The organism is Massilia sp. CFBP9012, assembly GCF_034045115.1.
Taxonomy (GTDB): domain Bacteria; phylum Pseudomonadota; class Gammaproteobacteria; order Burkholderiales; family Burkholderiaceae_D; genus Telluria.
In genome coordinates this window covers 104,582-127,517 of record NZ_JAXCWM010000016.1, presented here as the reverse complement: position 1 = coordinate 127,517, position 22,936 = coordinate 104,582, and the positions used below count along the sequence as shown (strand labels likewise).

Here is a 22,936-nt window from a genome sequence, read left to right as displayed (position 1 = left end):
GAGGACTTCGGCCCGCCCGGCGCTTCTTGGCGTATTATTTTCCTTGTTGCGCATTCCAGGACCATCATGAAACGCAGAATCGGATTCCTGTTCCCGCCCGGCTTCCAGGCGCTCGACCTCATGGCCACCACCGTATTCGAGATCGCCAACGGTCTCGACGGCGGGCCTTTCTATGACATGACCATGCTGTCGGAGCACGGCGGCGTGCTCGCCAGCTCGTCCGGCGTCGGCGTGTTCACCGAAGCCTTCGACCGGCGCGACTACGACACCCTGATCGTGGCCGGCATCATGACCCCGGTCGGCTTCAAGTCGAGCGCGCCCTTCCTGGGCTTTCTGCGCGAAGCCAGCGATGCCTCGCGCCGCACCGCCAGCATCTGCACTGGCGCCTTCATCCTGGCCGAGGCCGGCCTGATCGACGGCCGCCGCGCGACCACCCACTGGGCCCTGGCGCGCGACCTGCAGCGCGCCTATCCGAAGTCGCGCATCGAGGAAGACCGCATCTACATCAACGACGGCCGCGTGTGGACCTCGGCCGGCATGACCGCCTGCATCGACCTGTGCCTGGCGATGGTGGAAGAAGATCTTGGCAAGGACGCGTCGAAGCACATCGCGCGCCAGATGGTGGTGTACCACCGCCGCAGTGGCGGCCAGTCGCAGTTCTCGGCCCTGCTCGAGCTGGAGCCGAAATCGGACCGCATCCAGCAGGCGCTCACCTACGCCAAGAGCCACCTGCGGCGGCCGCTGTCGGTCGACGAGCTGGCCGAGGCGGCCAACCTGAGCACGCGCCAGTTCAGCCGCAGCTTCCGCCTCGAGACCGGGCAATCGCCGGCGCGCGCGATCGAGGTGCTGCGGGTCGAGGCGGCGCGCGCCATGATCGAAACCAGCAACCACTCGATCGACGTGGTCGCGCGCGAGACCGGCTTCGCCGACCCCGAGCGCATGCGGCGCGCCTTCCTGCGCGCCTTCGGCCAGCCGCCGCAGGCGATCAAGCGCGCGGCGCGCGAGCAGGCGGCATTGGCCTGAATATCCGAACGCGGGGCGGCTCAATCGTCGCGCAGCGCGCGCCGATACCCGATCGCTTCGGCCACGTGCTTCGACCGCACGTCGTCCACATCCGCCAGGTCCGCGATCGTGCGCGCCACCTTGAGCACGCGGTGATAGGCCCGCGCCGACCAGTGAAGGTGCCGGGCCGCGTCATGCAGCAGCCGGCGCCCGGGTTCATCGGGCGCGCAATGGCGGTCGATCTCGCCCGGCCCCAGCTGGCTGTTGGGCCGTCCCTGGCGCGCGAGCTGGCGTGCATGGGCCTTTGCCACCCGCTGCGCGATCGCCGCGCTCGGCTCCCCATCGGCCTGCGCGCCCATGCCGTCGGGCGCCATGGCCGCCACCGGCAACTGGATGTCGATGCGGTCGAGCAGCGGCCCCGATATGCGTCCCTGGTAGCGCAGCACGGCGTCCGGCGTGCAGCGGCACTTGCCGCTGGCGTGGCCCAGCCAGCCGCACGGGCAGGGATTCATCGCCGCGATCAGCTGGAAGCGCGCCGGGAAGTCGGCCTGGTGGGCTGCGCGCGAGATCGTGATCGATCCCGATTCCAGCGGCTCGCGCAGCACTTCCAGCACGCGGCGCTCGAACTCGGGCAGCTCGTCGAGGAACAGCACCCCGTGGTGGGCCAGCGATACTTCACCTGGTCGCGGCAGGTTGCCGCCGCCGACCAGGGCCACGCCCGACGTCGTGTGATGCGGACTGCGAAACGGTCGCTGGCGCCAGCGTTCGGGCGAAAAGCCGCCGGCCAGCGATTGCACGGCGGCCGATTCGAGCGCCTCTCCCTCGCTCATCGGCGGCAGCAGGCCGGGCAGGCGCGCCGCCAGCATGCTCTTGCCGGCGCCCGGCGGGCCGACCAGCAGGACGGAGTGCGCCCCGGCCGCCGCCACCTCGAGCGCGCGCTTGGCATGCTGCTGGCCCTTGACCTCGGCGAAGTCGGGATAACGCGGAGCATGCGCCATGCCGGGGCCATGGTGGCGCGCCAGCTTCGGCGCGTCGGGCGCGTTGGCGAAGTGGGCGCAGACCTCGAGCAGGGTACGCGCCGGAAGGATCGCGGCCGCCTCGACCAGCGCCGCTTCGTCGGCATTGGCCAGCGGCAGGATGAAGGCGCGCGTTTCATCATCACCGTCGCGGGCCATCGCGAACGCCATCGCCAGCGCGCCGCGCACCGGCCGCAATTCTCCCGACAGCGACAGCTCGCCCGCGAACTCGTAGCGGTGCAGCGCATCGTCGCGGATCTGGCGCGAGGCGGCCAGGATGCCAAGCGCGATCGGCAGGTCGAAGCGGCCGGATTCTTTCGGCAGGTCGGCCGGCGCCAGGTTGATCGTGATGCGGCGCGCCGGGAGGTCGAAGCCGGAATTCTGCAGCGCCGCGCGCACGCGGTCTTTCGCTTCGCGCACTTCGGTATCGGGAAGGCCCACGATCGCGATGCCAGGGAGACCGTTGGCCAGATGGACTTCGACATTGACGGCGGGCGCTTCCATGCCGGCCAGGGCGCGGCTTCTCAGGACGGCCAGACTCATAGTGTTCCTTCCGCATGAACGCTGGGAAGGCCCTATCGTACGGCGCGCGCGGCGCCATCTGTTGCGTGCGGACAGGCCTGCGTATTCGAACTGCATGGCGTACGCACATGCCCCCGAATTCGTCGTCCATTCCGGATTTTCTACCGCCTGTCACAAAAACCTGACAGTGGAATCTACTAACGCTACATTATCTGCAAGGAAATATCTGCCACCATTCACAGACCAGGAGTTACAGCCGATGCTATCGATCAAGCAGCTCAACAAGACGTATGCCAATGGCGTAAAGGCCATCAACGATGTCAGCCTCGAGATCCCGAACGGCATGTTCGGCCTGCTCGGTCCGAACGGCGCCGGCAAGTCTTCGCTGATGCGCACCATTGCCACCCTGCAGGACCCCGACAGCGGCAGCATCCACTTCCACGGCCTCGACGTCCTTAACGATAAAGAGAGCCTGCGCCGCCAGCTCGGCTACCTGCCGCAGGACTTCGGGGTCTACCCGAAGGTCAGCGCCGAAAAGCTGCTGAATCACTTCGCCGTCTTGAAAGGCCTGACCGCCAAGGGCGAGCGCAAGGAGATCGTCGAATCCCTGCTGCACCAGACCAATCTGTGGGAAGCGCGCAAGCGCGGCCTGGGCACTTATTCGGGCGGCATGCGCCAGCGCTTCGGCATCGCCCAGGCGCTGCTCGGCGCGCCGCGCCTGGTGATCGTCGACGAGCCGACCGCCGGCCTCGATCCCGACGAGCGCAACCGCTTTTTGAACCTGCTGGCCAAGATCGGCGAGCAGGTGGTGGTCATCCTGTCGACCCACATCGTCGAGGACGTGACCGACCTGTGCCCGCGCATGGCGATGATCGCCAAGGGCACGGTGCTGCTGCAGGGCGAGCCGCAGGCCGCGATCGACACCCTGAAAAGCCGCGTGTGGCGCCGCACCGTCAGCCAGGAAGCCCTGCCCGAATACCAGGAGCGCTTCAATGTGCTGTCCACCCGCCTGGTGGCGGGCCGGCCGCAGATCAACGTGTACGCCGAGTCGCAGCCGGACGATGGTTTCGTCAGCGTCGAGCCGGACCTGGAAGACGTCTACTTCCTGCAGATCCGCAATGCCGGCCGCGCGGCCGGCCAGGCGGCGGCCCAGGCTGCGCCGGTGACGGCGTGAGGAGGGCGGCATGCTGAGAGAATTCTTCAAGTTCGAGCTGGACTTCCAGCTGCGCCAGCCCTTGCTGTGGGTGTGCGCGCTGGTCTTCGGCGCGCTGGCCTTCGGGGCCACCACCAGCGATGCGATCCAGGTCGGCGGCAGCATCGGCAACGTCAACCGCAATGCGCCGACCGTGGTCGCGCAGATGCTCGGCATCTTCAGCCTGATGTCGATGTTCGTCGTCACCATCTTCATTGCCGGCGGCGTGCTGCGCGACGGCGAAGTCGGCATTTCCGACATGCTGTTCGCCACGCCGATGAAAAAGCACGACTACCTGATCGGCCGCTTCGCCGCCGGCCTGGTGGCCTGCCTGCTCATCTTCGCCATGATCGTGATCGGCACGATGCTCGGTCCCGTGATGCCCTGGGTCGATGCCCAGCGCGTGGGCCCTTTCCCCGGCGCGGCCTACCTGTGGGCGTTGGGTGTGCTGGTCGTGCCCAACCTGTTCTTCATCGGCGCCTTGCTGATGCTGCTGGCCGCCACCACCCGCTCGATCATGATGGTGTACGTCGGCGTGATGGGCTTCTTCGTGCTCTGGATCGTCGCCGGCAGCTTCACGGCGAACATCGACAATGAATGGATCGCCGTGCTGGCCGATCCCTTCGGCCTGCGTGCGCTCGCCCGCGCCACACGCTACTTCTCGACCGCCGAAGCGAATGCCGGCCTGCCTGACTTCAAGGGCTACATGCTGGCCAACCGCCTGCTGTGGAGCGCCATCGCCCTGGTGCTGGTCGGCCTGACCCTGGCCCTGTTCAAGCCGCAGCGCGCCGGCACCGGCAAGCGCCTGTTCGGCAAGGCCAAGGCGCAGGCCGCGCCGGCCTTCGTGCCGGTCCAGGTGGCGCTGCCACGCGTGGAGCCACGCTTCACCGGCGCCACGCGCTGGGCCCAGTGCTGGCAGACCTTCGCCTTCGACGCCGTTGCGGTGTTCAAGAGCGTGCCCTTCCTCGTCATGCTGCTGTTCGGCGTGCTGAACATGGTCGGCAGTGCGAGCGTGCTGGACGAGATGTTCGGCACCGACGTCTACCCGCGCACGCACCTGATGATCGACCTGCTGAAAGGCTCGTTCAACTTCCTCCTGATTATCATCGTCACCTTCTATGCGGGCGAGTTGATCTTCAAGGAACGCCAGGCCAGGATCGCCGACGTGAGCGACGCCATGCCGATGCCGAACTGGGCGCCGCTGGTCGCCAAGAGCCTGGCGCTGGTGGGCGTGGTGCTGGTCTTCCTGTTCGCCGGGATCCTGACCGCGATCGCCATCCAGCTGTTCCGGGGCGGGGCGCCGGTCGAATTGGGGGTGTACATCAAGGGCGTGTTCATGGCCGGCCTGCCGTTCGTGCTGATGGCGCTGATCGCCATCGTGCTGCAGGTCGTTACCAACAACAAATTTCTTGGCTACCTGCTGGTGATCGTCCTCCTGATCGCGCAGATCGTCCTCTCGGTGATGCACTTCGATCACAACCTGTACAACGTCGCGCTGCTGCCAGAGACGCCGTATTCGGACATGAACGGCTTCGGCCACTTCGTCACGGGCTGGGCCTGGTTCGCACTGTACTGGACCCTGTTCTGCGTGGCGGCGCTGATCGTGGCACAGGCCTTCTGGGTGCGCGGCCTGTCGGTCGAGTGGCGTGCGCGGGTGCGCGAAGCGGGCCGCCGCCTGAAAGGCGGCGCGGGCGTGGCGCTGGCGCTGTGCACGATCGCCTTCGCCCTCGTCGGTGGCTGGATCTTCCATAACACCGTGACCCTGGGCCGCTATGAAGCCAAGAACGTCAGCATGGACAGGCAGGCCCGGTACGAGAAGAACTACCGCCAGTACAAGGACCTGCCGCATCCGAAGGTCGTGGACGTGCGCGCCGCGGTCGATATCTATCCGGAGCAACGCCGCGTGACGGTCAAGGGCAGCTACGTCCTGGAGAACAAGACCGACCAGCCGCTCGACACCCTGCGCCTGCAGTTCAATACCCACGTCGTCACCACCCTGGGCAAGCTGCCGCCGCACCAGGTGGTGCTGGACGATGCGGACACCGGTTTCCGGATCCTGAAACTGGCCGAGCCCCTGGCGCCGGGCGCGCGCCTGCCGCTCGACTTCACGATCGATGCGCATCGCCAGGGCTTCTCGAATTCGGGCAAGGCCGACACCTTCAACCTGAACGGCACCTTCTTCAACAACCACGAGTTCTTCCCGCTGCTCGGCTACCAGGCCGACTACGAGCTGAAGGACCGTAACGAGCGCCGCAAGCGCGGGCTGGGCGAGCCTGAGCGCATGGCCAAGCTCGAGGACGAGGCGGCGCGCGCCGATTCGATGTTCGGTGGCGGTGCGGACTGGATCGGCTTCGAGACCACGGTGTCGACCAGCGGCGACCAGATCGCGCTGGCGCCGGGCTACCTGCAACGGTCGTGGAAGGAGAATGGCCGCAACTACTACCACTACAAGATGGATCAGAAGATGATGCCGTTCTTCGCCTACCTGTCGGCCCGCTGGCAAGTCAGGAAGGGCGACTGGAACGGCATCCCGATCGAGATCTATTACGACGCCAAGCACGGCTACAACGTGGACCGGATGATCGAGGCCACCCGCAAGTCGCTGGACTACTTCACCACCGAGTTCACGCCTTACCAGCACAAGCAGGTGCGCATCCTGGAGTTCCCCAACTACCAGGCCTTCGCCCAGTCGTTCGCCAATACCATCCCGTTCTCGGAGTCGATCGGCTTCATCGCCGACCTGCGCGACAAGGAAGACATCGACTACGTGTTCTACGTGACGGCCCACGAGATGGCGCACCAGTGGTGGGGCCACCAGGTCACCGCCGCCAACGTGCAGGGCGCGAGCATGCTGATCGAATCGCTGTCGCAGTACTCGGCGCTGATGGTGATGGAGAAGGAGTACGGACGCCACCAGATGCGCCGCTTCCTGCGCTACGAGCTCGATCGCTACCTGCGCTCGCGCGGCGGCGAGATGATCGAAGAGCTGCCTTTGAATCGCGTGGAAAACCAGGATTACATCCACTACCGCAAGGGCAGCCTGATCTTCTATCGCCTGCGCGACGAGATCGGTGAGCAGGCGCTGAACCGCGCGCTCAAGCGCTTCCTCGAAGACAAGGGCTACCAGGAGTCGCCGTTCACCACCTCGACGGAACTGCTCGACTATATCCGCGCGGAGGCGCCGGCCGACAAGCACGCCCTGATCTCGGACATGTTCGAGAAAATCGTGTTCTACGATAACCGGGTGATGGAAGCGTCAGCGAAGAAGCGCCCGGACGGCCAGTGGGACGTGACGATGAAGCTGCACCTGGCCAAGATGGAAGCCGACGGCAAGGGCAAGGAAACCGCGCGCGCCTACGACGAGCCGGTGGAGATCGGCGTGTTCGCCCGCGCCGCGGGGGCCAAGGAAGCCGACGAAAAAGTGCTGCTCCTCGAAAAGCGGGTGCTGTCCGGCGACAATCCGGTGGTGACGGTCACGGTGAAGGAGCAGCCGTTCGAGGTGGGCGTCGATCCCTACAACAAGATGATCGACCGCGTGTCGCGCGACAACCGCAAGGAGGTCGCTATCGAGTGATCCGCGGCGGGCATGGCGGGGTGGGGCGACACGCAGGCGCCAAACGCGGCATACTGGCGCTTCTTCGTCCTTTGCCGCTCATGATGAAACTTGCTGTCGCTGCCTCCGTGCTCGCCATCCTGCCGCTGCTGTCCCTGGCTGCGCCGGCTCCCGCCGCGCGCCAGGAAATCGCCCACCTGATCGGCTACCTGACCGCATCCGGCTGCAGCTTCCAGCGTAACGGCAGCTGGCACGACGCCGCGCAAGCGGCAAAACACCTCCAGCGCAAGTACGACTACCTGCTCAAGCGCGACCTGGTCGCATCGAGCGAGGATTTCGTCGCGCGCGCCGCCACCGAAAGCAGCCTCAGCGGCAAACCTTACCAGGTCCGCTGCGGCGGCAATGCGCCGGTCGCCAGCGCCGCCTGGCTCAAGGCCGAGCTGGCGAAGTATCGCGGCGCGCGTCCATCGCGCTGAGTTTGCGCATCCGACAGCGCATTCCCGTCGTAGGTATTCCCTCTGCATTGACTCGTACATGGCTTCCGTGTGAGGATTTGCTCTATATTAAATAACAACAATATCTGACCGCGGAAGCGGGACTGGCCGCCACGGAAAAGGCCGGGTCCCGACGAGAGGGAATGCAATGCTGGCTAAGAGCTTGGCATGGTGGGTGCCGGTGTTGCTATTGAGCGTATGGAATGGCGCTGCACATGCTGTCCAGATCGACCCGATTGCACAGCTGGTGCACCAGGCGCGCTTTGGAGAGGCGAGCAGTGCGATCGAGGCCAGGCTTGCGCGCAATGCCACCGACCCGACGGCACTGGCCGCGTCGGTCGACGTGCGCATCGCCCGGGACGAACCGGACGACCTGCCGCAGGCGCGCGCCACGGCCGAACGCTGCGTCCAGGCCAATCCGGACAGCAGTGTCTGCGCCGAGGCGCTGGGGAACGTCATGCTGGCGCAGTCGCGCGCCGGCGGCCTGTTCGCGTTCGTGCGCAATGCGCATGCCACGCGCGACACCCTGGAGCGCGCGATCCGCTTCGATCCGATGAATTACCGCGCCCGCGTGACGCTGATGGGCTTTTATCTGGACGCGCCGTTCTTCCTGGGCGGCAGCGAGGTGCGCGCGCGCGAACTGGCGACCGAAGCGCGGCGCCTCGACCCCGACCTGACCCGCCTGATGCGCGCCCTGTGTGCTTTCGCCGAGGGAAAACTCGACGAGGCCGAGCAGAACATCCTGGCGGCCGACCTGACGCAGTATGAACTGGTGCAGGGCAGCCAGCGCGAGTTGCTGCTGACCCTGGCCAGCGCCCACCTCGACGCCGGCCGCTATGCTCAGAGCGGCCGGCTGTTCGAGGAACTGAGCCGCCGGCTGCCGTCCAGCGAGCATGGACCCTATGGACTGGCGCAGGTGGCGCGCGCCCAGGGACGCCTGGCCGAAGCCGCGCTGCAGCTGGAGAGGGCGGCGGCGATCGCCCCCAGGCCCTATGTCTACAAGACGCTGGGCGAAGTCCATGAAGCGCGCCACGACCGGCCGCGTGCGATCGCGGCCTACCAGGCGGCGCTGGCGGGCGTCCCACCGCTCGCGGGGCGTGAGCGCAAGCAGGTGACGGCGCACCTGTCGCAGTTGAAGCGCCGCTGATGCCGGGCCGGGGGCGGCGTGTCAGGCCGCGATCAGCGGATTCTTGGTGACCGCCACCGCCAGGATGTAGGCGAAGCAGGCCAGTGCGCCGACGAAGGCCAGCGCGCGCACCTGGCGCGTGCGGCCGCGCTTGAGCGCCACCGTGCCCAGGCCGATGTAGGCGACCAGGGCTACCAGCTTGGCCGTCAGCCACGGCGCCTGGCCCGGGTACTGGCTGCTCCACACGGCAAGCCCGATGGCGCTGCCCAGCAGCAGCGTGTCGATCACGTGCGGCGCGATCCTGACCCAGCGCTGCTCCAGGCGCTTCGATTCGGCAAGCATCCACAGGCCGCGGACGAGGAACAGGGCGCCGCTCAACACGGCAAAGGTCATGTGGATGTGCTTGAGGGCGTAGTAACTCATCGTTGAGCCGGGGGTGGTTGCGACCCCGGCAGTATGCCTGAGCCGGCCCCGCGAACGCTTCTTTTCAAAGGACCGGTCAGCCGCACTCGCCGACGTAGTGGCACGACTCGCAGCGCGAACAGCCATCGACCTTGCGCAGCGCCAGCGCGCCGCATTCCGGGCATTTGGCGCCGTTCAGGACGGGCAGCGGCTCGGCCGGCGTCTCGGCCTGCAATTGCGGCCCTGGCGCGGCGTCGTGCATGCGCCGTTCGAAGCCGCGCGCGAGCGCGTCCACCGGCACCTGGTTGCCCTGCTCGTCGAGGAAGCCGCGCCGGGTCAGGATCCGCTGCAGCATGAAGGCGATCGCCGCCACTTCCGAGTCGTGGTACACCGGCACCTGCACGCCATCGTCGCGCACGATGTGGCCGCAGCGCACCGGGCCTTTTTCCCACACCACTTCGCGCATGTCGGCCAGTGCCCGCGCGATCGGGCCGCCGGCCCGCGCCACCATCGACAGCAGCCGCATCGAGGCCGTGATCCACTGGTGGCCGCCGGTGCGCTGGTTGGCCGGCATGAAGAACTCGAAGGGGCGCTCGATCGTGACCCGGCGGCCATCCCACATGCCCTCGGCGCGCAGGAAGCTCACCGTCAGGTAGACGGTCTTGCGGCCTTCGTGGGTCGAGTACTCGACCTTCGAGGTCACCGATTCCAGCTCGCCCAGCGGACGGTGCTCGAAGCGCTTGCGCAGCGGGTCGTCTTCCGATGGGGGCTGCGTTGCAGCCGGCGCGGAGTCTGCCACTGGCGCAGCTGACAACACACTCCCCAGCACCGCGTTCGGCCGATAGGTCGCCAGTCCCTTCAGGCCGGCGCGCCAGGCTTCCAGGTACAGGTCGTGGAAATCGTCGTAGGGATAATCCTCGGGCACGTTGACGGTTTTCGAGATCGCGGTGTCGATGAAGGGCTGGACCGCCTCCACCATGCGCAGGTGGTCCAGCGCGCGCATCTCGAGCGCGGTGACGAAGCTTGAGGGCAAGGGGGCATCGCCATGCAGCTGGCGGTACCGGCGCCAGGCGTGGTCGCACACCTCGTAGCTGCGCGTGCCGCCGTCAGCCGTGCGTTTCCTGCGCTGGTAGGTCCAGGAATAGGGCGGCTCGATGCCGTTCGAGGCATTGTCGGCGAAGGCCAGCGAGATGGTGCCGGTCGGCGCGATCGACAGCAGGTGCGAGTTGCGGATGCCGTGGGTGCGGATACCGTCGCGCAGTTCCTGCGGCAGGCGTTCGACGAACTGCCCGCGCAGGTATTTGTCGGCGTCGAACAGCGGGAACGCGCCTTTGTCGCGCGCCAGTTCGATCGAGGCGGCGTAGGCCGCTTCGCGCAGCTCGGCCGCGATGCGCGCCGCCATGGTCCGGCCTTCGTCGGTGTCGTAGCGCAGCCCCAGCATCGCCAGTGCGCTGCCCAGGCCCAGGAAGCCCAGCCCGATGCGGCGCTTGGCGCGCGCCTCTGCGGCCTGCTGCGGCAGCGGCCATTGGGTGGCGTCCAGCACCAGGTCGAGCATGCGCACCGCGACGCTGGCCACCGCGCGCAGGCGCTCGAGGTCCAGCCGCGCCTCCGGGGTGAATGGCACGTCGACGAAGGCGGTGAGGTTGAGCGAGCCGAGATCGCAGCAGCCATATGGCGGCAGCGGTTGCTCGCCACAGGGATTGGTGGCACGCAGCTCTTCGGCGTACCAGAGATTGTTCTCGGCATTCATGCGGTCGATGAACAGCACGCCCGGCTCGGCGTGGTCGTAGGTCGAGACCATGATGCGTTCCCACAGGTCGCGCGCGCGCAGGCTGCGGTAGACCCACAGGCCGTCGTCCCGGCGGTGGCCGCCGGCGGCCTGGTCCTCGTCGCCCGGCTCGGCCGCGTGCACCAGCGCGCATGCCTCATCCGCCTCGACGGCGCGCATGAAGGCATCGGTCACGCCAACCGAGATATTGAAATTGGTGAGGCGGCCCGTGTCCTTGGCCGCGATGAAGCGTTCGATGTCGGGATGGTCGATGCGCAGCACGCCCATCTGGGCGCCGCGCCGGGCGCCGCTTGACTCCACCGTGCGGCAGGAGGCGTCGAACACTTCCATATACGACACCGGACCGGAAGCGCGCGAGGCGGTGCCGGCGACCTTGCTGCCCAGCGGGCGGATCGCCGAAAAATCGTAGCCGACCCCGCCGCCGCGGCGCATGGTCTCGGCGGCTTCGCTGAGCGCGGTATAGATGCCGGGCAGGCCGTCGCTGGTGCCGGAGATCGAATCGCCGACCGGCTGGACGAAACAGTTGATGAGGGTGGCCGAAAGGCCAAGGCCGGCGGCGGATGCAATCCGGCCGGCGGGAACGAAGCCCTGTTGCTGGGCCCACAGAAAGCGGCGCTCCCACTCGGCGCGCTGCGGTAGCGGCTCGAGGGCGGCCAGGGCGCGTGCGATGCGCCGCTGTACGTCCTCGATCGTGCGCTCGTCGCCGCGCGCGTATTTTTCGCGCAGCACGTCCACCGACACTTCCTGCGCGGGCAGGGTGCCGAGCGGTGATTCTGGTGCATTCATGCCGGTTGCCCTATCCATGAATGCACCCGTCATCAGGGTTTGTTGATCGGCGTATCGCCCGATTTGTCCAGGTTCGGCGGCAGCACGATGGTCGGATCTTCGGGCTGGGCCGGGAACGGGGCCGTGGCCGACGGCGCCGCGCCCGCTGGCGGGGTGGCCGATGCCGACGAGGCGGACGATGCGCCGGATCCCAGGCGGGCCTCGAGTTCGATCACGCGCAGCTCGAGCGCTTCCAGCTTGGCGCGGGTCTTGGCCAGCACCTGGGCCTGGATGTCGAATTCCTCGCGCGTGACCAGGTCGAGCTTGGCGAAGCCCGAAGTCATCGCCGCCTTGACGTTGCGCTCGATGTCTTTGGCCGGGCCACTTTCGAGTGCCTGATTGATCTTGCCTTGCAAATCGCTGAAGAAGTTGCTGTTGTTCATGGTCCCTATCCCTTTCTGCCGGGGTTGTATGCACCAAGGCGGTGCAATACAGCCTGATTTGGTGCGTCGCGCTACACGGCGGACGCCGTTCGCGGTCGATTGTATTGAAGCAAGTCGTATCTGGGGCACGTTTACCAAAAAAACAAGGCCATTTTCATCGCTTTTATGAGCTGGCACACATCCTGCTAAATGAAGGGGGAGATAACGCACGAAAAAAGGATTCCAAACGCAGTAACTGTCCAAGGGGGTTTGTCATGAAGTGCAATGCAAAAATCAACGCAATCAGCCTCGCGATTCTGGCTTTCACCAGCATCCCGGCCATCGCACAGGAACAACCCGCCGAACACCAGGTGAGTTACAACGTAGCACTCACCAGCGACTACCGTTACCGCGGCCTGTCGCAAACCGATTCCGACCCCGCCCTGTCCGGCGGCGTCGACTACGTACACAGCCCAACCGGCTTTTACGTAGGCACCTGGCTCTCCACCATCAAGTGGACGAAGGACCTGGGTGGCGACGGCAATCTTGAATGGGATGTGTATGCCGGCAAGCGTGGCCAGTTGACCGACGAGGTCAGCTACGACGTCGGCGGCCTGTATTACTGGTATCCGGACAACAGCCTGGATCCGAACGCAAATACTTTTGAAATTTACGGCAAGCTCGGCTTCGGTCCTGCGTATATCAAGTATTCGCACTCGACGACCAATCTGTTCGGCACCACCGACAGCAAGCGCAGCGGTTACCTGGACCTGGGCGCCGATATCGACGTCAGCAACGGCTTCCTGCTGAACCTGCAAGTCGGCCGCCAGCGCGTCAAGAACAACAGCCCGGCGTCCTACACGCACTACAAGATCGGCGTGACGAAGGACTTTGGGGTCGCCACCGTGGCCCTGGCCTGGCATAAGGCGAATACCGACGCCTACCTGAGTCCGGAAGGCAAGAACCTGGGCAAGTCAGCCGCTGTGCTGTCCGTGTCAAAAACTTTTTGATAGCAAAAGAGGCAATACCATGAAAATGATTACCGCCATCATCAAGCCCTTCAAGCTCGACGAAGTGCGTGAAGCGCTGTCGGAAATCAACGTGCAAGGCATGACGGTGACCGAAGTGAAGGGTTTCGGTCGCCAGAAGGGTCACACCGAGCTGTACCGTGGCGCCGAGTACGTTGTCGATTTCCTGCCCAAGATCAAGATCGAAGCCGCCGTCGACGATGCCATCGTCGACCAGGTGATCGATGCGATCCAGGGCGCCGCCCGCACCGGCAAGATCGGTGACGGCAAGATCTTCGTGGCCGACCTGACCCAGGTCATCCGTATCCGTACCGGCGAGACCGGCAACGACGCACTGTAAGAAGGAAAGTGTTCATGAAGCATATAACGACAAAAATCCTGACCGCCATGCTGGGCCTGGGCCTGGCCCTCCCGGCCATGGCGGCGCCGTCCATCAACAAAGGGGATACCGCCTGGATGTTCGTTGCCACCCTGCTGGTCATCATGATGGTGATCCCGGGCCTGGCGCTGTTCTACGGCGGCATGGTGCGCGCCAAGAACATGCTGTCGGTGCTGATGCAGGTCATGATGGTGTTCTCCCTGATCATCGTGCTGTGGTGCCTGTACGGCTACTCGCTTGCTTTTACCTCGGGTAACGCCTTCATCGGCGGCTTCGACCGCGCCTTCCTGCAGGGCATCTGGGACCCGGTTGCCGGCACCTTCTCGATGGGCGCGACCTTTACCAAAGAGGTGATGATCCCCGAGTTCATCTTCGTCGCCTTCCAGGGCACCTTCGCCGCCATCACCTGCGCGCTGATCGTCGGCTCGTTCGCCGAGCGCGCACGCTTCGCGGCGGTGCTGGCCTTCGTGGTGATCTGGTTCACCTTCGCCTACCTGCCGATGGCGCACATGGTCTGGTTCTGGGCCGGTCCTGATGCGATCACCGACGCCGCTTCGCTGGCCACCGTCAGCGCCGGCGCCGGCTACCTGTGGCAGCAGGGCGCGCTCGACTTCGCTGGCGGCACCGTGGTGCACATCAATTCCGCGGTTGCCGGCCTGGTCGGCGCCTACGTGATCGGCAAGCGTGTCGGCTACGGCAAGGAATCGATGGCCCCGCACTCGCTGCCGATGACCATGGTCGGCGCCTCGCTGCTGTGGGTCGGCTGGTTCGGCTTCAACGCCGGTTCGGCGCTCGAAGCGGGCGACGTCGCGGCGCTGGCCTTCATCAACACCCTGCTGGCAACCGCCGCCGCCACCGTGGCGTGGGCGGCCGGCGAATGGATCTTCAAGCGCAAGCCGTCGATGCTGGGCGCCGCTTCGGGTGCCATCTCGGGCCTGGTGGCGATCACCCCGGGCGCCGGTTTCGTCGGTCCGATGGGCGCCTTGGTCATGGGCCTGCTGGCTGGTATCATCTGCCTGTGGGGCGTGACCGGCCTGAAACGCATGCTGCGCGCCGACGACTCGCTCGACGTGTTCGGCGTGCACGGCGTGGGCGGCATCCTGGGTGCGCTGCTGACCGGCGTGTTCGCGGCGCCGTCGCTGGGTGGCCAGGGGGTGTGGGACTACACCACCAATGCCATGGCCACCGGCTACTCGATCGGCAGCCAGGTGCTGGTGCAGGCGCACGGCGTGGTCGTGACCATCGCCTGGTCGGGCATCGTCGCCTTCATCGCCTTCAAGCTGGTGGACATCGTGATCGGCCTGCGCGTACCTGAAGACGAAGAGCGAGAAGGCCTGGACATCACCAGCCACGGCGAATCGGCGTACCGTTACTGATATAGCCCAGCAGCACTAGCACGTTAGCAGCAAGCACGTCGTCCCCGCGCAGGCGGGGACCCAAGTTGCCAGCATGGCGGCTACGTTATAACGTAGTGCCAGTGCAAATAACCTTGGGTCCCCGCCTTCGCGGGGAGTCTTTTTTGGCAGTGGCAAAAAAGACGTTTTTGCTTCTTTGGCAACACCTCTTTAAAAAGGGCAGGTGCACCCCATATGACAGATCCAACTTAACAAATAACAAACGGCGCAAGAAGTCGCGCATAACAGGGAAAGCCACATACATGGTTCCGCACCTCGCCACCGCCCAGACCGGTCCTTTGCTCGACCTGGAAAAGAAAATCCTCGAAGCCACCCCCGCCATCGAGCGCTGGTTCCGGCTCGAGTGGCAGGAGCACACGCCGCCGTTCTATTGCTCGGTCGACCTTCGCAATGCCGGTTACAAGCTGGCGCCGGTCGACACCAACCTGTTCCCGGGTGGCTTCAACAACCTGCCGACCGAGATGCTGCCGCTGACGGTGCAGGCCGCCATGGCTGCGATCGACAAGTATTGCCCGGATGCGCGCAACCTGATCCTGGTGCCCGAGACGCATACGCGCAACCCGATGTACCTGCAGAACGTGGCGCGCCTGATGCAGATCTTCCGCCAGACCGGCCTGCACGTGCGCCTGGGGTCGTTCTCGCCGGACGTCACCGAACCGACCCCGCTGGCCCTGCCTGACGGCAATATGCTGGTGGTCGAGCCGCTGGTGCGCTCGGCCAACGGGCGCCGCGTCGGCCTGGCCGATTTCGACCCCTGCACCATCCTGCTCAACAACGATCTGTCGGCAGGGATCCCGGCCATCCTCGAGAACGTGCACGAGCAGTCGCTGCTGCCACCGCTGCATGCCGGCTGGGCGCTGCGCCGCAAGAGCAACCACCTGAAGGCATTCGACGAGGTGGCCAAGAAGTTCGGCAAGCTGATCGACATCGATCCGTGGCTGGTCAATCCGCTGCACAGCAAGTGCGGCGAAGTCGACCTGCGCGAGAACGTCGGCACCGAGGAGCTGGCCGACAACGTCTCGGCGCTGTTCTCGAAGATCAAGAAGAAATACAAGGAATACGGCATGAAGGAGCGCAAGCCCTTCGTGATCCTGAAGCCCGACGCCGGCACCTACGGCATGGGCGTGATGACGATCAAGGATGCGAGCGAAGTGCGCGACCTGACCCCGGCCCAGCGCGCGCGCATGTCGGTGATCAAGGATGGCGTGGCGGTGACCGACCTGATCATCCAGGAAGGCGTGCCGACTTTCGAATCGATCGACGACGCCGTGGCCGAACCGGTGGTGTACATGATCGACCGCTACGTGGTGGGCGGCTTCTACCGCGTACACGCCGAGCGCGGCATTGACCAGAACCTGAATTCGCCGGGCTCGCAATACGTGCCGCTGGCCTTCGCCCAGCAGCATGCGGTGCCGGACCTGAAGGCCAAGCCGGGCACGGCGGCGCCAAACCGCTTCTATGTGTATGGCGTGGTGGCGCGGCTGGGCATGCTGGCGGCGTCGCTGGAAATGGAACGCACGGATCCGAATCCGGAAGTCTATTAAGCGAATCGGCGCGTTCAACCGAAGCGCGCACTGCCGCATTGCGTCTGTAGGGTGGACGGCTCTGCCGTCCACCCCTACGCCTCCTTGCGCACCACGTACATGAAGTGCGAACGCAGCACCGGCGCCAGCGCCGTCAGCAATTCGGACACCATATACGGCGCAACGGCCAGCAGGCGGTGGATCGGCGGCGCCAGCACCAGGCTGCGGTAGCGCTGCCCGCTCCCAGCCCACCATTCCTGCAGCTCGCCCCGGGTGACCTTGCGCACATTGCGGTTGCGCGGGTTGTCGTAGCGAAAATCGAACACCAGGCACCAGCCTCCCGGGCGCAGCGCGCGCCACATCTGGGCGGCCAGGTCGCGCCGCAGGGCCGGATCGAGCACCGAGGAAAATACCGTTAGCGCCGTGACCAGGTCGAAGCTCGCCTGTGGCAGCGCGTCGAGCGTGCCCAGGTGCCAGCGCACGCCGTGCGCCGTACATCGGCGCGCATGGGCGAGCCGGTCTTTTTGCAGTTCGGTGCCGGTGAGATTGGCCGGCGAGGCGCCCCAGTCGATCATCTGGCGCAGGAAGCCGCCGCTGCCGCAGCCGACGTCCAGCACCTGCACGCTCGACAGATCCGGGCCGACCGTGCAGGACAGCAGGTCGGCGAAGCCGCGCGCGCGCGCCGCCACCTGCTGCAGGATCTCGGGCCGGTGCCAGGCATAGCGCGCCAGCGCCGCCCCGCCATGCCAGTTGCGGTAGACGTCTTCGATGCGCTCCTGCTCGGCCTGTTGGCTTGGTTGGGTATCCATGCCCTCATGTTCTCGCGCGATTGTATTGACACGATTGAGCTGCCTCAGTCACGTTGCGTGATACATCACAAATTGCTGCAGTTGTATTTCCGGGTGTGAGTGGATGAGGGCCCGGTCCGCGAGTTTCTACAATTCGGGCTAAAATCAGGCATTACTTCGAATGGACGTCCCATGAAAATCGCCTTTCTCGCCGACCCTCTGTCCGGATTCAAGATCTACAAGGATTCGACCTTCGCCATGATGCGCGAGGCGGCGCGGCGCGGCCATGCCATCTACCACTTCGAGCAGCGCGATATGGTGCTCGAAGAAGGCGTCGTCAGCGCGCGCGTGGCGCAGATCCACCTCACCGGCGACGCCGACGCGTGGTACCGCGCCGACCCGGCTGTCGATGTGAACCTGGGCGAATTCGACGCCATCCTCGAGCGCAAGGATCCGCCGTTCGACATGGAATATGTCTACGGCACCTATCTGCTGGAACTGGCCGAGCGCCAGGGCGCGTGCGTGATCAACAGCCCGCGCGCGATCCGCGACCACAACGAGAAGATGGCAATCGGCCAGTTCAGCGAACACACCTCGCCGACCCTGGTCACGTCCGACGCGGCGCGCCTGCGCGCCTTCCACGCCAAGCACACCGACGTGATCTTCAAGCCGCTGGACGGCATGGGCGGCGCCGGCATCTTCCGCGTGAAAAGCGATGGCCTGAACCTGGGGGCGATCATCGAGACCCTCACCGACAACGGCCGCAACACCATCATGGCCCAGAAGTTCATTCCGGCCATCGAGAAGGGCGACAAGCGGGTGCTGGTCATCGGTGGCAAGCCGGTGCCTTTCGTGCTGGCGCGCATCCCGCAAGGCGGCGAAGTGCGCGGCAACCTGGCCGCCGGCGGCCTGGGCGTGGCCCAGCCGATCAGCCCGCGCGAGCGCGAGATCGCCGAGGCCCTGGGCCCGGTGCTGGCCGAGCGCGGCCTGTTGCTGGTAGGATTAGACGTGATCGGCGACTTCCTCACCGAAGTCAACGTGACCAGCCCGACCTGTTTCCAGGAAATCTGCGACCAGACCGGCTTCGACGTGGCCGCGATGTTCATCGACGCGGTTGAACAAAAGGTAAACAAATAACATCATGGTAGGCATCCTGCTCCTGACCCACGCGCCGCTGGGCCAGGCATTCATCGCGGCAGTGGCGCACGTGTTCCGCGGTCCGACCGAGCGCTTCGAGGCGATCGACGTGGCCGCCGACCAGGATATCGGCGAGGTCAATGGCCTCGCGCGAGAGGCGATCGCGCGCCTCGATGAAGGCGACGGTGTGCTGGTGATCACCGACGTCAAGGGCGGCACGCCGTCCAACTGCTGCAACTCGCTGGCCGACGCCGGCCATGTGGAAGTCATCGCCGGCATCAGCCTGCCGATGCTGCTGCGCGCGATCACGTACCGGCGCGACACGCTCGACGTGGTGGTCGAGATGGCGCTGGCGGGCGCCCAGAATGGCGCGGTGCGGGTGGATAACCGGATCAGGGTAGGGTAGGGATTGCCATAGCGGTAGCGGTGCAGGCGCCGGGGGGCGCGATTCGACAAGTACAACGATAAAGCGAATATGATTCAACAAGAACTCGAGATCATCAACAAGCTGGGCCTGCATGCCCGCGCATCCGCCAAGTTCACGCAGCTGGCCGCCAAGTACCAGAGCGACGTCTGGCTGACCCGCAACGGTCGCCGCATCAACGCCAAGTCGATCATGGGCGTCATGATGCTGGCCGCCGGCAAGGGCGCCAAGGTGACCCTGGAAGCCGACGGCAAGGACGAGGAAGCCGCGGTCGCGGCCCTGTCCGCCCTGGTCAACGACAAGTTCGGCGAAGGCGAGTAATGCCGCGTGAAGCGGCATCTCGTTCAGGAGACGTCAGCATGGCCTCCTTCCTTCTCCATGGCATACCGGTCTCGCGCGGGATCGCGATCGGCCGCGCCCATTTGCTCACCCCGGCCGCGCTCGACGTCAAGCACTACCTGGTCGCCGACGACCAGGTAGAAAACGAAGTGCGCCGCCTGCAGGACGCGATCGCCGCCGTGCACCGCAACCTGCAGGAACTGTGGACCGACCTGCCCAAGGACGCCCCCACCGAGCTGGGCGCCTTCATCGACGTCCACGCGCTGATCCTGTCCGATCCGATGGTGTCGGAAGCGCCGCTCGACATCATCCGCGCGCGCCACTACAACGCCGAATGGGCGCTGGTGACCCAGATCGACGACCTGTCGGCCCAGTTCGACGAGATCGAAGACGAATACCTGCGCGAACGCAAGTACGACATCCAGCAGGTGGCCGAGCGGGTATTGAAAGTCCTGACCGGCACCGCGCTGAACGTGCCGCCGATCGTGCTCGACGAAGACCAGCCGCCGCCGCAGATGATCGTGGTGGCCCACGACATCTCGCCGGCCGACATGCTGGCCTTCCGCGACCGCGACGGCGGGCCGCGCACCTTCATCGGCTTCGTCACCGACGTCGGCGGCCAGAACTCGCATACCGCGATCGTCGCGCGCAGCCTCGACATCCCGGCCGTGGTGGGCATGGACCAGGCCTCGCGCCTGGTCGAGCAAGATGACTGGGTGATCGTCGACGGCGACGCCGGCGTGGTGATCTGCAATCCGAGCCAGCTGGTGCTGGAGCAGTACCGCGAGCGCCAGGCGGCGCTGGCCAAGGCGAGAAAACGCCTGCTCAAGCTCAAGAAGACGCCGGCCGTCACCCAGGACGGCACCGCCATCACGCTGCTGGCCAATATCGAGCTGCCCGACGATTGCCCGGCCGCGCTCGAGGCAGGCGCCCATGGCGTCGGCCTGTTCCGCTCCGAATTCCTGTTCATGGGCCGCGGCGCCGAGGGCCTCAGGATTCCCGGCGAAGACGAGCAGTTCGAGCAGTACCGCAAGGCGGTGCTGGCGATGAAGGGCCGTCCGGTGACGATCCGCACGCTCGACGTCGGCGCCGACAAGCCGCTCGACCAGACCGACCAGACCGCGCTCAACCCGGCGCTGGGCCTGCGCGCGATTCGCTACTGCCTGGCCGAGCCGCAGCTGTTCCTGACCCAGTTGCGGGCCATCCTGCGCGCATCCGCCTTCGGCAAGGTGAGAATTCTGATCCCGATGCTGGCGCATGCCTTCGAGATCGACCAGACGCTGAACATGATCGAGCAGGCCAAGGCCCAGCTGCGCGCCGAGAACATCAAGTACGACGAGGGCATCGAGGTCGGCGCCATGATCGAGATCCCGGCCGCGGCGCTGGCGCTGCCGCTGTTCGTGCGGCGCATGGATTTCCTGTCGATCGGCACCAATGACCTCATCCAGTATCTGCTGGCGATCGACCGGGTCGATTACGAAGTGGCGCACCTGTATAATCCGCTGCACCCGGCCGTATTGCAGCTGATCGCCTCGACCATCGCCACCGGCCACAAGGCCGGCCTGGACGTGGCGGTGTGCGGCGAGATGGCGGGCGACGTCAAGCTCACCCGCCTGTTGCTGGGCATGGGCTTGCGCGAATTCTCGATGCATCCGGCGCAGCTGCTGGCGGTGAAACAAGAAATTTTGAATACCGACCTGGGCGTGGTCACCACCCGTACCCGGCGCATCCTGCGCGCGATGGAGCCGGGCGAGATCGCCAGCGCGGTCGAGCAGCTGCAAGCCCTCTGATAGTTTGGCGACGGCCAGGCCCCGGCCGTCGCAAGTAACACCACCGCACCACCCAACACTTTTGAATACCTCCATGGGATCTCTTGGACTAGTCACACCGCAGGCGATGCATTTCGCCGAGCCCTTGCTGCTGCAGAGCGGCGCCCAGCTCGGCGACTACACGCTGATGTATGAAACCTATGGCACGCTCAACGCCGACAAGTCGAACGCGGTGCTGATCTGCCACGCGCTCAACGCCTCGCACCACGTGGCCGGCCACTACGCCACGCCCAAGAGCGCGGGCTGGTGGGACAATATGGTGGGACCGGGCAAACCGGTCGACACCGACCGCTTCTTCGTCATCGGCATCAACAACCTCGGCTCCTGCTTCGGCTCGACCGGCCCGATGCATGTGAACCCCGCCACCGGCAAGCCGTATGGCGCCGCCTTCCCCCTGGTGACGGTGGAAGACTGGGTGGCGGCCCAGGCGCGCCTGGCCGACCGCCTCGGCATCGAGCAATTCGCCGCCGTGATGGGCGGTTCGCTGGGCGGCATGCAGGCGCTGTCGTGGGCCATCATGTACCCGGACCGCCTGCGCCACTGCATCGTGATCGCCTCGACGCCCAAGCTGTCGGCCCAGAACATCGCCTTCAACGACGTCGCACGCCAGGCGATTTTGACCGACCCGGACTACCGCGGCGGCGACTTCTACGAACACGATGTGGTGCCGAAGAACGGCCTCAAGGTGGCGCGCATGGTCGGCCACATCACGTATCTGTCGAACGACGACATGGCGGAGAAATTCGGGCGCAAGCTGCGCAACGCGGCCGAGACCAATGACTACAACTTCGACTTCGGCATCGACTTCGAGATCGAATCCTATCTGCGCTACCAGGGCGACAAGTTTTCGGAATACTTCGACGCCAACACCTATTTGTTGATCACCAAGGCGCTCGATTACTTCGACCCGGCGCGCGAGCATGGCGGCGACCTGACGAAGGCGCTGGCCGGAACCCGCGCCCAGTTCCTGGTCGCCTCGTTCAGCACCGACTGGCGCTTCTCGCCCGAGCGCAGCCGCGAGATCGTCGAAGCCCTGATCAGCAACCGGCGCCGCGTGAGCTATGCCGAGATCGACGCGCCGCACGGCCACGACGCCTTCCTGCTGGAAGACGCGCGCTATATGAACGTGGTGCGCGCCTACTACAACCGCATCGCGCAGGAGGTCGCATGAACTTCGACGACCTGAATACCTTGCGGCCCGACCTGGCCTTCATCGCGCACTGGGTGGGCGAGGGCGCCCACGTGTTGGACGTCGGCTGCGGTGACGGCGCCATGCTGCGCTACCTGGAATCGGGCAAGCGCTGCAGCGGCTACGGCATCGAGATCGCCGACGACAAGGTGTTGGAAAGCACCGCGCGCGGCATCAATGTGATCCAGCACGACATGGAAAAAGGCCTCGGCCTTTTCGGCGACAATACCTTCGACACCGTGCTGTGCCTGAATTCGCTGCAGATGATGCAGCACGTCGAGGCGCTGCTGCGCGACATCGTACGGGTGGGCAGCGAGGCGATCGTCTCCTTCCCCAACTTCGCCCACTGGCCGCACCGGCTGGCGCTGCTCAAGGGCCGCATGCCGATGTCGCGTTCGCTGCCCTATAAATGGTATGACACGCCCAATGTGCGGTATGCCACGATCTACGACTTCCAGGAACTGGCGGTGTCGTGTGGCCTCGAAGTGCTGGAGTGTGTGGCGCTGGCCGATGGCGAGGTCATTAAATTCTTGCCGAATCTGCGCGGCAGCCTCGCGGTATTCCGCCTGCGCAAGAAAGCGACGCCAGCACTGTAATGACGC

General features: G+C 65.6%; 19 protein-coding genes and 1 pseudogene. 15 read left to right on the top strand and 5 right to left on the bottom strand.

What is annotated here, in order from left to right; genetic code table 11:
• Positions 1 to 66 precede the first annotated feature (66 nt).
• Complete coding sequence (locus tag SOM61_RS23270; protein ID WP_320476279.1) at positions 67 to 1,023, top strand: GlxA family transcriptional regulator; 957 nt, start codon at positions 67 to 69, stop codon at positions 1,021 to 1,023.
• Positions 1,024 to 1,043: 20 nt separating this feature from the next.
• Here the strand turns inward: SOM61_RS23270 and SOM61_RS23265 are convergent, their stop codons facing one another.
• Positions 1,044 to 2,561, bottom strand: coding sequence for a YifB family Mg chelatase-like AAA ATPase (locus SOM61_RS23265; RefSeq protein WP_320476278.1), 1,518 nt, complete (start codon positions 2,559 to 2,561; stop codon positions 1,044 to 1,046).
• A gap of 238 nt (positions 2,562 to 2,799) precedes the next feature.
• On the opposite strand from SOM61_RS23265, the gene SOM61_RS23260 reads away from it, so the two are divergent.
• From SOM61_RS23260 to SOM61_RS23245, 4 genes are all read left to right on the top strand, one after another.
• Positions 2,800 to 3,714, top strand: coding sequence for an ABC transporter ATP-binding protein (locus SOM61_RS23260; protein WP_320476277.1), 915 nt, complete (start codon positions 2,800 to 2,802; stop codon positions 3,712 to 3,714).
• 10 nt (positions 3,715 to 3,724) lie between these two features.
• On the top strand, positions 3,725 to 7,306 hold the full coding sequence (locus tag SOM61_RS23255) for a M1 family aminopeptidase (RefSeq protein ID WP_320476276.1): 3,582 nt from the start codon (positions 3,725 to 3,727) through the stop codon (positions 7,304 to 7,306).
• 80 nt (positions 7,307 to 7,386) lie between these two features.
• A complete protein-coding gene (locus SOM61_RS23250; RefSeq protein ID WP_320476275.1) occupies positions 7,387 to 7,761 on the top strand; it encodes a YfeK family protein in 375 nt (124 codons plus the stop codon).
• A gap of 166 nt (positions 7,762 to 7,927) precedes the next feature.
• On the top strand, positions 7,928 to 8,926 hold the full coding sequence (locus SOM61_RS23245; RefSeq protein ID WP_320476274.1) for a tetratricopeptide repeat protein: 999 nt from the start codon (positions 7,928 to 7,930) through the stop codon (positions 8,924 to 8,926).
• A gap of 21 nt (positions 8,927 to 8,947) precedes the next feature.
• On the opposite strand, the gene SOM61_RS23240 is transcribed toward SOM61_RS23245, so the two are convergent.
• The 3 genes and pseudogenes from SOM61_RS23240 to SOM61_RS23230 form a co-directional block, all read right to left on the bottom strand.
• On the bottom strand, positions 8,948 to 9,328 hold the full coding sequence (locus SOM61_RS23240; RefSeq protein ID WP_147936611.1) for a SirB2 family protein: 381 nt from the start codon (positions 9,326 to 9,328) through the stop codon (positions 8,948 to 8,950).
• Between the two features lie 76 nt (positions 9,329 to 9,404).
• Positions 9,405 to 11,882, bottom strand: coding sequence for an adenosylcobalamin-dependent ribonucleoside-diphosphate reductase (locus SOM61_RS23235; protein WP_320476273.1), 2,478 nt, complete (start codon positions 11,880 to 11,882; stop codon positions 9,405 to 9,407).
• A 191-nt stretch (positions 11,883 to 12,073) separates the two neighbouring features.
• Positions 12,074 to 12,304: pseudogene (locus SOM61_RS23230) on the bottom strand (accessory factor UbiK family protein); the annotation flags it as partial.
• A 254-nt stretch (positions 12,305 to 12,558) separates the two neighbouring features.
• Here SOM61_RS23230 and SOM61_RS23225 point away from each other — a divergent pair.
• The 4 genes from SOM61_RS23225 to gshA all read left to right on the top strand — a co-directional run bounded on the left by SOM61_RS23225 (position 12,559) and on the right by gshA (position 16,649).
• Entirely contained in the window at positions 12,559 to 13,293 is a 735-nt protein-coding gene (locus tag SOM61_RS23225) for a TorF family putative porin (RefSeq protein ID WP_320476272.1), read from the top strand.
• A gap of 19 nt (positions 13,294 to 13,312) precedes the next feature.
• Entirely contained in the window at positions 13,313 to 13,651 is a 339-nt protein-coding gene (gene glnK / locus SOM61_RS23220) for a P-II family nitrogen regulator (protein WP_109345130.1), read from the top strand.
• A 14-nt stretch (positions 13,652 to 13,665) separates the two neighbouring features.
• On the top strand, positions 13,666 to 15,066 hold the full coding sequence (gene amt / locus SOM61_RS23215; protein ID WP_320476271.1) for an ammonium transporter: 1,401 nt from the start codon (positions 13,666 to 13,668) through the stop codon (positions 15,064 to 15,066).
• A 281-nt stretch (positions 15,067 to 15,347) separates the two neighbouring features.
• Entirely contained in the window at positions 15,348 to 16,649 is a 1,302-nt protein-coding gene (gshA, locus tag SOM61_RS23210; RefSeq protein WP_123070764.1) for a glutamate--cysteine ligase, read from the top strand.
• Positions 16,650 to 16,723: 74 nt separating this feature from the next.
• Here gshA and SOM61_RS23205 read toward each other — a convergent pair whose 3' ends face one another.
• Positions 16,724 to 17,437, bottom strand: coding sequence for a class I SAM-dependent methyltransferase (locus tag SOM61_RS23205; RefSeq protein WP_320476270.1), 714 nt, complete (start codon positions 17,435 to 17,437; stop codon positions 16,724 to 16,726).
• Positions 17,438 to 17,608: 171 nt separating this feature from the next.
• Here SOM61_RS23205 and gshB point away from each other — a divergent pair, with 171 nt between their 5' ends.
• The 6 genes from gshB (at position 17,609) to metW (ending at position 22,930) form a co-directional block, all read left to right on the top strand.
• Complete coding sequence (gene gshB, locus SOM61_RS23200; RefSeq protein WP_320476269.1) at positions 17,609 to 18,553, top strand: glutathione synthase; 945 nt, start codon at positions 17,609 to 17,611, stop codon at positions 18,551 to 18,553.
• A gap of 4 nt (positions 18,554 to 18,557) precedes the next feature.
• Positions 18,558 to 18,959: a PTS sugar transporter subunit IIA gene (locus tag SOM61_RS23195; protein ID WP_005667799.1), complete on the top strand. Its 402-nt coding sequence runs from the start codon at positions 18,558 to 18,560 to the stop codon at positions 18,957 to 18,959.
• Between the two features lie 69 nt (positions 18,960 to 19,028).
• A complete protein-coding gene (locus SOM61_RS23190) occupies positions 19,029 to 19,298 on the top strand; it encodes an HPr family phosphocarrier protein (protein ID WP_005667800.1) in 270 nt (89 codons plus the stop codon).
• A 38-nt stretch (positions 19,299 to 19,336) separates the two neighbouring features.
• Positions 19,337 to 21,106 carry a phosphoenolpyruvate--protein phosphotransferase gene (gene ptsP, locus SOM61_RS23185; RefSeq protein WP_320476268.1) on the top strand — a complete coding sequence of 590 codons (1,770 nt, stop codon included), beginning with the start codon at positions 19,337 to 19,339 and terminating at the stop codon, positions 21,104 to 21,106.
• Positions 21,107 to 21,179: 73 nt separating this feature from the next.
• Positions 21,180 to 22,316 carry a homoserine O-succinyltransferase MetX gene (gene metX / locus SOM61_RS23180; protein WP_320476267.1) on the top strand — a complete coding sequence of 379 codons (1,137 nt, stop codon included), beginning with the start codon at positions 21,180 to 21,182 and terminating at the stop codon, positions 22,314 to 22,316.
• A complete protein-coding gene (gene metW, locus SOM61_RS23175; RefSeq protein ID WP_123070759.1) occupies positions 22,313 to 22,930 on the top strand; it encodes a methionine biosynthesis protein MetW in 618 nt (205 codons plus the stop codon). The genes metX and metW overlap by 4 nt, the downstream gene beginning before the upstream one ends.
• Positions 22,931 to 22,936: the final 6 nt, after the last annotated feature.

Coding starts and splice junctions, on each gene's coding strand:
- SOM61_RS23270 (WP_320476279.1), top strand. CDS start 67: ATGAAACGCAGAATCGGATTCCTGTTCCCGCCCGGCTTCCAGGCGCTC.
- SOM61_RS23265 (WP_320476278.1), bottom strand. CDS start 2,561: ATGAGTCTGGCCGTCCTGAGAAGCCGCGCCCTGGCCGGCATGGAAGCG.
- SOM61_RS23260 (WP_320476277.1), top strand. CDS start 2,800: ATGCTATCGATCAAGCAGCTCAACAAGACGTATGCCAATGGCGTAAAG.
- SOM61_RS23255 (WP_320476276.1), top strand. CDS start 3,725: ATGCTGAGAGAATTCTTCAAGTTCGAGCTGGACTTCCAGCTGCGCCAG.
- SOM61_RS23250 (WP_320476275.1), top strand. CDS start 7,387: ATGATGAAACTTGCTGTCGCTGCCTCCGTGCTCGCCATCCTGCCGCTG.
- SOM61_RS23245 (WP_320476274.1), top strand. CDS start 7,928: ATGCTGGCTAAGAGCTTGGCATGGTGGGTGCCGGTGTTGCTATTGAGC.
- SOM61_RS23240 (WP_147936611.1), bottom strand. CDS start 9,328: ATGAGTTACTACGCCCTCAAGCACATCCACATGACCTTTGCCGTGTTG.
- SOM61_RS23235 (WP_320476273.1), bottom strand. CDS start 11,882: ATGAATGCACCAGAATCACCGCTCGGCACCCTGCCCGCGCAGGAAGTG.
- SOM61_RS23225 (WP_320476272.1), top strand. CDS start 12,559: ATGAAGTGCAATGCAAAAATCAACGCAATCAGCCTCGCGATTCTGGCT.
- glnK (WP_109345130.1), top strand. CDS start 13,313: ATGAAAATGATTACCGCCATCATCAAGCCCTTCAAGCTCGACGAAGTG.
- amt (WP_320476271.1), top strand. CDS start 13,666: ATGAAGCATATAACGACAAAAATCCTGACCGCCATGCTGGGCCTGGGC.
- gshA (WP_123070764.1), top strand. CDS start 15,348: ATGGTTCCGCACCTCGCCACCGCCCAGACCGGTCCTTTGCTCGACCTG.
- SOM61_RS23205 (WP_320476270.1), bottom strand. CDS start 17,437: ATGGATACCCAACCAAGCCAACAGGCCGAGCAGGAGCGCATCGAAGAC.
- gshB (WP_320476269.1), top strand. CDS start 17,609: ATGAAAATCGCCTTTCTCGCCGACCCTCTGTCCGGATTCAAGATCTAC.
- SOM61_RS23195 (WP_005667799.1), top strand. CDS start 18,558: ATGGTAGGCATCCTGCTCCTGACCCACGCGCCGCTGGGCCAGGCATTC.
- SOM61_RS23190 (WP_005667800.1), top strand. CDS start 19,029: ATGATTCAACAAGAACTCGAGATCATCAACAAGCTGGGCCTGCATGCC.
- ptsP (WP_320476268.1), top strand. CDS start 19,337: ATGGCCTCCTTCCTTCTCCATGGCATACCGGTCTCGCGCGGGATCGCG.
- metX (WP_320476267.1), top strand. CDS start 21,180: ATGGGATCTCTTGGACTAGTCACACCGCAGGCGATGCATTTCGCCGAG.
- metW (WP_123070759.1), top strand. CDS start 22,313: ATGAACTTCGACGACCTGAATACCTTGCGGCCCGACCTGGCCTTCATC.